Origin of the sequence: Gottfriedia luciferensis (genome assembly GCF_001712755.1) — a bacterium.
GTDB lineage: Bacteria > Bacillota > Bacilli > Bacillales > Bacillaceae_G > Gottfriedia > Gottfriedia luciferensis_B.
Genome location: NZ_MDKC01000005.1, coordinates 54,686 through 65,944 on the forward strand (window position 1 = coordinate 54,686; position 11,259 = coordinate 65,944).

Sequence of the window (11,259 nt, forward strand, 5' to 3'; positions counted from 1 at the left end):
AATTATCTAAATCTATAATTGATGACATATGTATATACCAAGTTGAACGTTTTTGGGTGCTACAACATATGTTATATATAGATTTTAGTGGTGTTTTGCAACAGGTTCGTTAGGGATTATCGCTTCGCTAAGAACTGAAATAGCTAAAGATAATACTACAGCCATAACTGAAGCAGTTGTGAAATTATACTCTCCGCCAGTCATTGAACTTAAAACGTAAGCTCCCATTTGGCATAAAACAAAGCTCCAGAACAATGTCATAATAAAACGCACTCTAATCACTCCTATCTAGTTAGTTCTTATCATATTATATACCTAGAAATTTGATAATTGAAGTTATAATTAAAAAGTTTTAATTAAAAAAAGTAACTTAAGAATTTTTTCATACCTATTTTATAATTCCCCAAAAATACTACATTAATAATAAGGTGATAGGAATGCCTGTAACTGAGAGATTTTTTAAACAAGAGGATCAATATGCAGTTATTCATCTACCTATTAGACCGAATGGTTTCGGAGTACTCTATGTCGGTGGGAATACTCATTACGTAGATAATGCACATAGTTGCTTATTGCAGCATTTTGATAAAAGAAAGTTATTATCAACTTTAACAGATGAAGGGTACACAGTGTTCACTTCAAATTTGTATGGAAAAAATTGGGGTTCTGATGACGCTGTCGATTTAGCAGAAAGCTTATATCATTCAGTTATGAGAAAAGAAATTTTGAATCCATCAATTCATATAATTGGAGAAGGTACTGGTGCATTAGTCGTTTGTAAATTACTCGGCCACTTAAAGGGAAAAGTCAGAAGTATTTCATTGTTAAATCCATCGTTAAATTTAAAAAATGAATTAGATTTAGAAAGAGAAAATAAATTGTTCTATAAAAGAACAGTTCATGAAATTTTAAAAGCATATAAAGCGCCGGATATATATATGGTTATAGATAGAGAATGTTTTTTTTATGAAACAATCTCACCGATTAAAATTTATACCACAACAAGAAATCATTATAAATGGAAAAGCGATATTAGACTTTTAGAGGAAGAGCGACATAAAAATAATTTACCGATTTCGATTTTGATTTCATTAGAAGAGAAAAAATTTGATTGTGGCAGAAACTTAATAAGGTTTTTAAAAAAATATCAGGATGTTTTATAGTCTCTATATTTTTTTTGAATAAATTTCCTAAAAGAAGGAGGTTAATAATGAAAAAGTGTGCTGTTATTGGATCCAGTGGATTTATAGGATATGAGTTGGTTTGCCAACTAATGGAATATAACGATGTTTCAGCCGTTGTGATGGAAAAAGGAAATGAAAGTGATTTAATAAGTGAAGAAAAAATCTTTTCAATCGGAAGAAATGCAAGGGTCATCTTTTTAGATGAAGAGCAATTTTTATCAGAGAATGAGCAATATGATACTATTTTTATTTGTCATTTTTATGACGAACTAAAGTTAAAAGGCTCAATTAATAGTATAGAGTTTACAGAAAAACTATTTAACAAGATCATTGGCAAAAGTAAGGATATTATCTTTTTATTGTCTACAAAAAAAGAATTAGCAGATTTAGAAAGAACTGTAAATGAATTGAGTAAAAATATCGATTGCAATATTACTTATATTGAAATTCCATCTTTATATGGACCTTGGGAGCCATCCGCAGGCTTAGTTCATGAATTGATTGTTCAAGACTTAGGAAAGAGAAATGTATCCATAAAAAATGTATACGGTTCGAATGAAATCCTATTTGTAGAAGATGTAGGGAAAGCAATTCGGATAATTTCTGAGAAGGAATTAAAAGAACATAAATATATCATTACAGCTAAACAAAGTATGTTCTTACCAGAGGACGGGAATTTCACCGGATTACAAAATATGATCGACGGAATAAAGTTCACTCAAATGAGAAATTATATTGATGCAACTCCTTTTGTTATTATTAATACAACTTCATTTGAGGATGGTATACAAAAGCAAAAACAGCAAATTCAACAGCATTTTCATCTTTATTAAAACTTTTTTGATGAATAAATTGATTGAAGCTAAAGGGGTGCCCGACTCTTATGGGGTGTAGGGAAGGCTTAAGACCCCACAAGAACGTACGTGCCGATGAGGCTAAAGTTTCGCTCCATTGAAAGGTGGCAAGCGAGCATTCTGTGCGGAAATCAATCTTACTTGGGCTACTTTACGAAAGCATGGATAATAATGGAAAGATTGTTTTTCAACAGCGTGAAGGAAATGGTTCATTTTGAACTATTTCCTTTTTTGTAGTAGAATACTATTCGTTTGAAAATTCGCTTTGGCTTTGAGGTCCGTCCAATTGAGTGGTATTCTTTTTATGAAATGATTCATCTTTTTTACATAGCCTAGATTTAAAAAGATAAAAATGTAGACAAAGTACATATTATTTCATAAAATTAGTACCAGGTAATAATAAGAAGACATAAAAATAATAAAGTAAGGCGGGGATATTAATGAATGCTGGAATTTTAGGTATTGGCTCATACGTACCCGAAAAAAAGTTAACTAATTATGATTTAGAACAAATGATGGATACTTCAGATGAGTGGATTGTTAGTCGTACTGGTATTAAAGAAAGAAGAATTGCTAGTGACGAACAAGACACATCTGATTTAGCATATGAAGCTGCGGTAGAAGCTTTAAAAGATGCAGATGTAAAAGCAGAAGAACTTGACTTAATTCTTGTTGGAACTGTTACTCCAGATAAGTCGTTTCCATCAGTTGCATGTGTAATTCAAGAAAGACTTGGAGCTAAAAATGCAGCTGCAATGGATATTAGTGCTGCTTGTGCTGGTTTTATATACGGAGTTGTTACTGCAGCTCAGTTCGTAAAAACTGGTACATACAGTAGAATTCTAGTAATCGGAGCTGAAAAGTTAACTAAAATTGTTAACTGGGAAGATCGAAATACGGCAGTTTTATTTGGTGACGGTGCAGGTGCTGCGGTTATCGGTCCAGTAAGTGAAGGTAGAGGAATTCTTTCTTATGAATTAGGAGCGGACGGTACAGGTGGTAAACATCTTTATAAAGGTGGAGATCATTTAGTAATGAATGGTCGAGAAGTGTTTAAATTTGCAGTTCGTCAAATGGGAGATTCATGTGAAACTGTATTAAAATTAGCAGGATTAACAAAAGAAGAAGTGGATTTCTTAATTCCACACCAAGCGAATACTCGTATTATGGACGCTGCAAGAGAAAGATTACAGCTTCCTAAAGAAAAAATGAGTGTAATTATTGATCGTCATGGTAATACATCTTCATCTTCAATTCCAATTGCACTAGTTGAAGAATATAAAAAAGGAAATGTTAAAGAAGACGATGTATTAGTATTAGTTGGATTTGGCGGCGGATTAACTTGGGGTGCAATTGCACTTCGATTCGGAAGATAATCTAATTGAAGGAGGATTTTTAGATATGAAAAAACGAGTTGTTATTACAGGTTTAGGTGCTGTATCACCTATTGGTAATGATATAAATACAGTATGGGAAAGTTTAATGAATGGAAAGAGTGGAATTGGTGTTCTGACTCGAAAAAATCCTGAAAATTTCCCGGTTAAAGTTGCAGGAGAAGTAAAAGACTTTGATCCTGAAAAATATATTGATAAAAAAGAAGTTAAACGAATGGACCGTTTTACTCACTATGCAATTGCAGCTTCAAAAATGGCATTAGAAGATGCAAACTTTACGATTGATGAAGAAATTGCTCCAAAAGTTGGTGTTTGGATTGGTTCTGGTATCGGTGGTATGGAAACATATGAAGAACAGTTTAATACATTCCTAACAAAAGGTGCACGTCGAGTAAGCCCATTCTTTATTCCAATGCTAATCCCTGATATGGCATCTGGACAAGTATCGATCTTAACAGGTGCTAAAGGTCCAAATGGTTGTACAGTTACAGCTTGTGCTTCTGGTGCAAGTTCGATTGGTGATGCTTTCAAAATTATTCAACGTGGCGATGCAGTTGCAATGATTACTGGTGGTGCAGAAGCACCAATTACTGATATGGGTCTTGCTGGATTCTGTGCTGCTAGAGCTTTATCATTAAATCCTGATCCAGAAAAAGCTTGTCGTCCTTTTGATAATGCTCGTGATGGCTTTATCATTGGTGAAGGTGCTGGTATCGTATTCCTTGAGGAATTAGAACACGCATTAGCTCGTGGAGCAAAGATTTATGCTGAAATCGTTGGATACGGAACAACTGGTGATGCACACCATATTACAGCACCAGCTCCAGGAGGAGAAGGTGGCGCTCGTGCAATGAGAATGGCACTTGATGATGCTGGTTTATCAGTTGAAGACATTCATTATATTAATGCACATGGAACAAGTACTGAATTAAACGATAAATTTGAAACGATGGCAATTAAAGAAGTATTTGGTGAACATGCATACAATGTACCAATTAGTTCAACAAAATCTATGACTGGTCATATGCTAGGAGCTGCTGGTGGAATTGAAGCAATTATTACAGCACTTACAATCCATAATAAAGTAATTGCTCCAACAATTAATCACCAAGAAACTGATAGTGAATGTGATTTAGATTATGTACCAAATGTTGCTAGACCATTTAATGTAAAAGCAGCAATTTCTAATTCATTAGGATTTGGTGGACATAATGTAACTTTAGCATTTAAAGAATACACTAAATAAGTTTAAAATTTATTTAAATTTTGGACACACTAGCTTAGGTCTTTACCTAAGCTTTTTTTTATTAGAAATCACAGTGTAAAAAAAAGTAACTTTCACTAGTTAATTATCATACTTTAATAGTAAATTGAGGTGATTAACTTGGGATAATGCCAACTTATAAATGGGTTGATTTTATTGAAGATAAACAATTGGTAATGAAAAAACTTTTACCATATTTTCCGAAATATAATGAGGAAAGTTTATATAAATATCTTCTTTCCCACGGTTTATCGAGGCTGTCAACCTTGAGTAAAGATGATCTGAAACAACTAGATGAAGAAAGTATATGGAAAAGCCTTTCAGAAGAGTTTGAGAAGTTAAAAAGAGAATTTAATGGACCAGACATACCTATATTTATTTTACCTTGTCATAGAAGTGCAAGTATGTTTAAAAACACGACTTATCAAAGGGGCGGAATCGCACATAAAAATTGTATTTGTTTATTTTTGTCCCCATTAGAAGGAATTTTACAACATAAAGCAGTATTATTACATGAGTATCATCATATTGTAAGATTGACAAAGTTATATAAAAACAAAAAGGTCACATTACTTGATGCAATGATTTTAGAAGGGTTAGCCGAAACTGCAGTTTTAGAAAAATATGGAGAAGCAGTTCAGGCACCATGGACAAATCAATATTCTTCCAAGCAATGTGAATTATATTATAAAAAATATTTAATAGATAAACTTGAGATAACAAGTAATGATGATAATTTTTCAAAGTACTTGTATGGTGGGAACGGAATTCCAAAATTATTGGGTTACAGTGTTGGATATGACATTGTTAAAAGTTGTACAGAGCAGACTGAATGGTCAACTGATATCCTTTTACGAACGCCAAGTAAAAAGATTAAGGAAAACGCAATACATTATATTTCAATTTGAATGCAAACGATTCCAGGGCATATCAGAGCTTATATAATGTATTGCAGTATTAATGTATCAGAGATGCTTTAATCTATGATATTTTAATAATTTATTGACGATTTTTCATTCAGTTTGTAAAACACTTTTTGTAATTCAGTGGAAAATGGAATAAATTAGTGAATCACTGACCATACTGAAAGTTACATACAGTTGTGAAGTGAGGGGTAGTAAATGTTGTATTTACATGATGTATGGGTCAATTGGTTTGAAGGTGAAGAAAATGGTTACAATGTCTGTCATTTTTTTGAATGGAGAAAAGATGATAGTGTTGAATTATTAGACCAAGTTCCAGTCATTAAAGTTACTCCAGAGTTATATCAGTATATTGAAAATGAACTATTAGAGCTTCCTTCCGGTCTATTAACTGAAGTGTTTCAAAAGTCTTATGTAAGAAAGAATCATGAGCGTATTCAGCTAGATTATTGCTTTGTAGTAACTGACGGTAATGGTATTATTGCGATTGACACAATTGGGTATAATATTCCAATTCGAAAAAGTCGTTTAATACCAAGGCAAGAACAAATGGTGTATGATATGACAGCCGAGATTGAAGAGAGCCATTATAATCTTCAAAATTTAGTAAATGATGAAACAAAAGAACATCATATACTGTCACCGTCGCCAATTATTATGAGCGGACTAACAAGAAAAGAAAGACAACTAAAGCAGTTATTATTTATGGCGTTAGATCAACTTCATTCATCAAAAAATCCTTCGGAGATCAGGTATTGGTACACTGAGTGGAATCCAAGATCGTATCAACATATTCAGGATTTGTCATTTGAGGACATTTGGTCTCAATTATATGACGAAATAAAGAGTGGTTGGTCAGAGCGACATGAGCAATTATGTGGAAGAATCGTTAAAGGTCAACCTTTCTTTGAAAAACTATGGGAAATGGAACATGAACAAAAAGTAAACTAAAAGAGGTTATTTAATATGACCTCAAAACGAAAAAGACCCTCAAGGTGATATAAAGTGCCTTGTGGGTTTTTTAGTGATTTCTTGATACTTCGACCTTTTCCTCAAAGTAAAGAAAAAGGTGTCTCTAAAGTCCTTTGACTTATAAGACACCCATTTCTATTTTAATTTTTACGTAAAACAGAATTATTTTTTTCTTTTGCGACCTAATCCCATAGCATTTTCCATTTTTTTAATCATTTTACTCGCAACGGCATTTGCTTTTGCAGCTCCTGCATCTAAAATATCATCTAATTCAGTTGAAGAAATAATTTCTTTATAGCGTTCTTGTAAAGGACGTAATCCATTTACTACTACATCTGCAACATCTTGTTTGAATTCTCCATAATTTTTACCAACGTATTTATTTTCCAATTCCTGAATTGTTTCACCAGTAAATGCTGAGTAAATGCTTAATAAATTTGAAATACCAGGCTTATTTTCTTTATCATACTTAACAATGCCTTCAGAGTCAGTTACAGCACTTTTAATTTTCTTTTCAATTACTTTCGGATCGTCTAAAACAAAGATCGTAGCTTTTTGATTTTCATCGGATTTACTCATTTTTTTAGTTGGATCAGCTAAACTCATAATTCTAGCAGCGTCTTTACTAATTCTAACTTCAGGGATTGTAAAGATATCGTTATATTTCTTATTAAAACGCTCTGCTAAGTCACGAGTAAGCTCTAAATGTTGCTTTTGGTCATCTCCAACTGGAACTAAGTGGGTATCGTATAAAAGTATATCTGCGGCCATTAAAGGTGGGTAAGTTAATAAAGCAGCAGATACACCATCTTTACCAGTTGATTTATCTTTAAACTGTGTCATACGCTCTAATTCACCGATATATGATATACATTGCATCATCCATCCTGCTTGAGCGTGTGCAGGTACTTCAGATTGAATGAAAATAGTTGATTTTTCTGGGTCTAATCCAGCAGCAACATAGATTGCAGAGAGACTTTGAATGTTTTTACGTAAAGCAAGTCTGTCTTGAGGAACTGTTATTGCATGTTGATCAACAATACAGAAATAACAGTTATAATCATTTTGTAATTCAATGAATTGTTTAACCGCACCTAAATAGTTACCTAAAGTAATACCTCCAGATGATGTTGGTTGAATTCCACTAAAAATAGTTTGCATCTTAAAATCCTCCTAAATTAAGCTAATTAAAATAAAAAAAGCGGCATAATCTCTCTATTACATAGAGACGATTAAACCGCGGTACCACTCTAGTTATTCCAAATAAGGAATCACTTATGCATGAAATCATGCTCTCATCTATCGTTTGAGTTACGTCGAAGCCTACTTATACTATATGTTCGGTTCGAAGCTCAGAAGTCCATTCGACAGGGAGCATGACTTGTTTTCACCATCCACAAGCTCTCTTAACATGCTAAATCTGTGTACTACTCTTCTTCATAGCTTATATATACTTTCTATAGATAATATCTTAATTATATTCAACTTTCAAGATGTTGATACATCATTTAGTAAATAATGATAAAACTGAATAAAAAAGAAAGGATAACTAAAGTAATTGAAGCCATAAGTAATGGTTTTGTAATTGAAAATCTATATCTTCTATAGATCATATCCTTTTTAACAGTAAGTGATTCATCACCAGTCATCTCTGCCATCTGTTGGTCTCTCGTTCCGAAAACTTTACGCATTCCAAAGCGAGTGATATTAAAAAATCCACTTTGTACGATTAGTAAAAAACCACCTATAACAAATAATGTTAGTCCGATATAGAATATCGTGTTCGTGAAATGAAGGAAAAAGTTTAATGTTCCTTGGGTAAGAGAAAAGATTGCTGCTAGTACTATCGTAGATAATACGACAATAATATAGTGTTTCGACATTTAATTTGTGATCCTCCTGTTGGAAAGAATTATATCTTGTAGACTTAATAATGCTATACTATAATAACATTGTAAACAGTTTCAACTAATCGTTACAAAATATTTTTAAATTTTTAGCATTTTTAAGACAATTCTCTTTATTTTAACAAATTATTTAATTTTATTTGTCAAAATTGTTGTAAAACTCTAATAAAAATGTATAATAAAATTTGTAGAAAAAAATCGATACTTATCGAAAATTCTACTATAAAAATTCAGAATTGTATATTAACTTTCTGCATTTTAACCTACATTGCATTAGCATCTTAGGGGGTATACATCATGGATTGTGAGATATGTTACGATAAATAAATTTGCTATACAGGAATTGTAAATTTAATTTTTGGATTAGCATTCATTTTTTTACCAAATTTATGAATAAATATCTAAATTAGCTGTTTTTTATAAGGATCCCAGTTCAACTAATTAGGGAGAAATTGCAAGAAATAATCTGTTTAGAATAATAATTTAGAATTTTCCAGTAAAAAAATATTGACCAAAAGCGTCATTACGAATACGCTTACATTGTTGGAAAAAAAAGCTTAAGCAAAAATTTACACCATTTTACATCAAATGAAAAAAAAGGATTAAATGATTAATCCCATGTTTGAGAATAATATGGACAAGAAGTTAAATCGATCGAAAAAATTAAAGAATTATAATTGGTACTAAAGAGTATGTGGTATAGATCCAATAGGGGAAAGGTCCAAATGCTCTCATTTTTACAAAAGAATTATCAAAAAATAAAAAAAATAAAATATTTTTTAAATTAATAGGGGGGTGCAGTTGTGGGACGTTACGTGCTACAGAGATTTATTTACATGTTTGTCACACTATTTTTGATTTGTACTGTTACATTTTTCTTAATGAAGTTGTTACCAGGTTCTCCATTAAAAAACCCAGAGAAATTAACACCTGACCAAAAGCAAATTATTTTTGCTAAATATGGGTTAGATAAGCCAGTTCCTGTACAATATGCAAATTACATGAAAAATCTTGCTAAAGGTGATTTAGGAGATTCATATAAATACGATAATCGTAAAGTAACTGATATGATCTCGACTCGTATTGGTCCATCAGCTCAATTAGGTGCTCAAGCACTATTATTAGGAACATTTATCGGATTAATCTTCGGTATCGTAGCAGCATTAAAAAATAATACTATATGGGACTACGGTTCTACTGTTCTAGCAGTTTTAGGTATCTCGATTCCCTCATTCGTATTCGGGGCAATCTTACAGTATTATTTGGCAGTAAAATTACATTGGTTCCCGGTAGCATATTGGGAAAGCTTTAAATACACGATTCTACCAACAATTGCATTATCAGTATTCGTTACAGCAACAGTAGCTCGATTCTCAAGAACTGAGTTAATCGAAGTTATGAACTCAGAGTATATCGTAACAGCAAAAGCAAAAGGTATCTCGCAAGTAGGCGTAATCATTAAGCATGCACTACGAAATGCATTAATTCCAGTAGTTACAATTTTAGGTCCAATGGCTGTAAACTTAATGACTGGTACATTAGTTATTGAAAATATGTTTGCTGTACCTGGACTAGGTTCTCAATTCGTTAACTCAATTGTAACAAATGACTACTCAGTAATTATGGGTACAACGATTTTCTATAGTGCATTATTATTAATAGTAATCTTCGTTGTAGATATTTTATACGGTGTAATTGATCCACGTATCCGTTTAGCAGGAGGTAAATAAATAATGAACAACAACACAGCTCAAAAAATTTCATCTGATTTATTCCAACCTGCAAACGTAGATTTGAATAATGCAGACAAAATTACAAGACCTTCGGATTCTTTTTGGAAAGATGCAAGAAGACGTTTTAGAAAAAATAAAGGTGCAATGTTAGGGTTTATTATCCTAGGTATCTTATTATTCTTTACATTATTTGGTCCAATGATGAGTGGACACTCATATAAAGACCAAGACTTAAAAAGATCAAAATTACCACCAAAAATTGGTGTATTAGAAAATGTAAAATTCTTACCATTTGACGGATATGATCAATATGGAAACGATGTATATAAAAACAAAAATATAAAAGAAAACTATTGGTTTGGTACAGATGATTTAGGTCGTGACCTTTTCACAAGAACTTGGGCTGGTGCTCGAGTATCAATCTTAATCGGTTTATTAGCAGCAGTAATTGATATGGTAATTGGTGTTACTTTTGGAGGTATTTCAGGATTCTTTGGCGGTCGAACAGATACAATCATGCAGCGTATTGCCGAAGTCTTAATGGGTGTTCCTTATCTAATCGTAGTAATCCTATTCATATTAGTATTTAAAAATCCAGGTATTCTCTCAATTGCTTTAGCGATGGTAATCACAGGTTGGGTAGGTATGTCCCGTATCGTACGTGGTCAAATGCTAAAATTAAAAAATCAAGAATTCGTATTAGCATCAAGAACTTTAGGTGCAACAAATACTCAATTAATTGGAAAACACTTAATACCAAATATTATGGGTCCGATCATCGTAATGATGATGTTCACGATTCCAAGTGCAATCTTCGCTGAAGCGTTCTTAAGCTTCATCGGATTAGGTATTGCACCACCAAAAGCATCATTAGGTTCGTTAGTAAGTGATGGCTTCAAATCATTACAAACTTTCCCTCATATGATGATTATTCCAGCGGTTGTAATCAGCTTATTAATTTTAAGTTTCAACTTAATTGCTGACGGATTACGCGACGCTTTAGATCCAAAAATGAGTAAGTAATTTTG

11 protein-coding genes and 1 other annotated feature are annotated in these 11,259 nt (G+C 32.4%); of the genes, 8 read left to right on the forward strand and 3 right to left on the reverse strand.

What is annotated here, in order from left to right:
- Nucleotides 1–84: 84 nt before the first annotated feature.
- A complete protein-coding gene (locus BED47_RS06550) occupies nucleotides 85–273 on the reverse strand; it encodes a YjzD family protein (protein WP_069032973.1) in 189 nt (62 codons plus the stop codon).
- Nucleotides 274–437: 164 nt separating this feature from the next.
- Here BED47_RS06550 and BED47_RS06555 point away from each other — a divergent pair, with 164 nt between their 5' ends.
- From BED47_RS06555 to BED47_RS06580, 6 genes are all read left to right on the forward strand, one after another.
- A complete protein-coding gene (locus BED47_RS06555) occupies nucleotides 438–1,163 on the forward strand; it encodes a hypothetical protein (protein ID WP_069032974.1) in 726 nt (241 codons plus the stop codon).
- A gap of 47 nt (nucleotides 1,164–1,210) precedes the next feature.
- Nucleotides 1,211–2,017 (forward strand): hypothetical protein, encoded by an 807-nt coding sequence (locus tag BED47_RS06560; protein ID WP_069032975.1) that lies wholly within the window; start codon nucleotides 1,211–1,213, stop codon nucleotides 2,015–2,017.
- 461 nt (nucleotides 2,018–2,478) lie between these two features.
- Nucleotides 2,479–3,414, forward strand: a complete 936-nt coding sequence (locus tag BED47_RS06565) for a beta-ketoacyl-ACP synthase III (RefSeq protein WP_069032976.1) — start codon at nucleotides 2,479–2,481, stop codon at nucleotides 3,412–3,414.
- 25 nt (nucleotides 3,415–3,439) lie between these two features.
- Nucleotides 3,440–4,678 (forward strand): beta-ketoacyl-ACP synthase II, encoded by a 1,239-nt coding sequence (gene fabF, locus BED47_RS06570; RefSeq protein ID WP_069032977.1) that lies wholly within the window; start codon nucleotides 3,440–3,442, stop codon nucleotides 4,676–4,678.
- A gap of 146 nt (nucleotides 4,679–4,824) precedes the next feature.
- A complete protein-coding gene (locus BED47_RS06575) occupies nucleotides 4,825–5,604 on the forward strand; it encodes a DUF2268 domain-containing protein (protein ID WP_069032978.1) in 780 nt (259 codons plus the stop codon).
- Between the two features lie 213 nt (nucleotides 5,605–5,817).
- On the forward strand, nucleotides 5,818–6,570 hold the full coding sequence (locus BED47_RS06580; protein ID WP_069032979.1) for a YjbA family protein: 753 nt from the start codon (nucleotides 5,818–5,820) through the stop codon (nucleotides 6,568–6,570).
- A gap of 183 nt (nucleotides 6,571–6,753) precedes the next feature.
- Here the strand turns inward: BED47_RS06580 and trpS are convergent, their stop codons facing one another.
- A complete protein-coding gene (gene trpS / locus BED47_RS06585) occupies nucleotides 6,754–7,752 on the reverse strand; it encodes a tryptophan--tRNA ligase (protein WP_069032980.1) in 999 nt (332 codons plus the stop codon).
- A 60-nt stretch (nucleotides 7,753–7,812) separates the two neighbouring features.
- Nucleotides 7,813–8,041, reverse strand: a binding site (T-box leader).
- A 58-nt stretch (nucleotides 8,042–8,099) separates the two neighbouring features.
- Entirely contained in the window at nucleotides 8,100–8,474 is a 375-nt protein-coding gene (locus tag BED47_RS06590; RefSeq protein WP_084006802.1) for a DUF3899 domain-containing protein, read from the reverse strand.
- 827 nt (nucleotides 8,475–9,301) lie between these two features.
- On the opposite strand from BED47_RS06590, the gene opp3b reads away from it, so the two are divergent.
- On the forward strand, nucleotides 9,302–10,228 hold the full coding sequence (opp3b, locus tag BED47_RS06595; protein ID WP_069032981.1) for an oligopeptide ABC transporter permease: 927 nt from the start codon (nucleotides 9,302–9,304) through the stop codon (nucleotides 10,226–10,228).
- Nucleotides 10,229–10,231: 3 nt separating this feature from the next.
- Nucleotides 10,232–11,254, forward strand: a complete 1,023-nt coding sequence (gene opp3C / locus BED47_RS06600) for an oligopeptide ABC transporter permease (RefSeq protein ID WP_069032982.1) — start codon at nucleotides 10,232–10,234, stop codon at nucleotides 11,252–11,254.
- Nucleotides 11,255–11,259 lie beyond the last annotated feature (5 nt).

Excerpts from the sequence above, each read along its gene's own strand:
- BED47_RS06590 (WP_084006802.1), bottom strand. The coding sequence starts at position 8,474 with ATGTCGAAACACTATATTATTGTCGTATTATCTACGATAGTACTAGCA.
- BED47_RS06560 (WP_069032975.1), top strand. The coding sequence starts at position 1,211 with ATGAAAAAGTGTGCTGTTATTGGATCCAGTGGATTTATAGGATATGAG.
- BED47_RS06580 (WP_069032979.1), top strand. The coding sequence starts at position 5,818 with ATGTTGTATTTACATGATGTATGGGTCAATTGGTTTGAAGGTGAAGAA.
- trpS (WP_069032980.1), bottom strand. The coding sequence starts at position 7,752 with ATGCAAACTATTTTTAGTGGAATTCAACCAACATCATCTGGAGGTATT.
- BED47_RS06555 (WP_069032974.1), top strand. The coding sequence starts at position 438 with ATGCCTGTAACTGAGAGATTTTTTAAACAAGAGGATCAATATGCAGTT.
- BED47_RS06565 (WP_069032976.1), top strand. The coding sequence starts at position 2,479 with ATGAATGCTGGAATTTTAGGTATTGGCTCATACGTACCCGAAAAAAAG.
- opp3C (WP_069032982.1), top strand. The coding sequence starts at position 10,232 with ATGAACAACAACACAGCTCAAAAAATTTCATCTGATTTATTCCAACCT.
- BED47_RS06575 (WP_069032978.1), top strand. The coding sequence starts at position 4,825 with ATGCCAACTTATAAATGGGTTGATTTTATTGAAGATAAACAATTGGTA.
- fabF (WP_069032977.1), top strand. The coding sequence starts at position 3,440 with ATGAAAAAACGAGTTGTTATTACAGGTTTAGGTGCTGTATCACCTATT.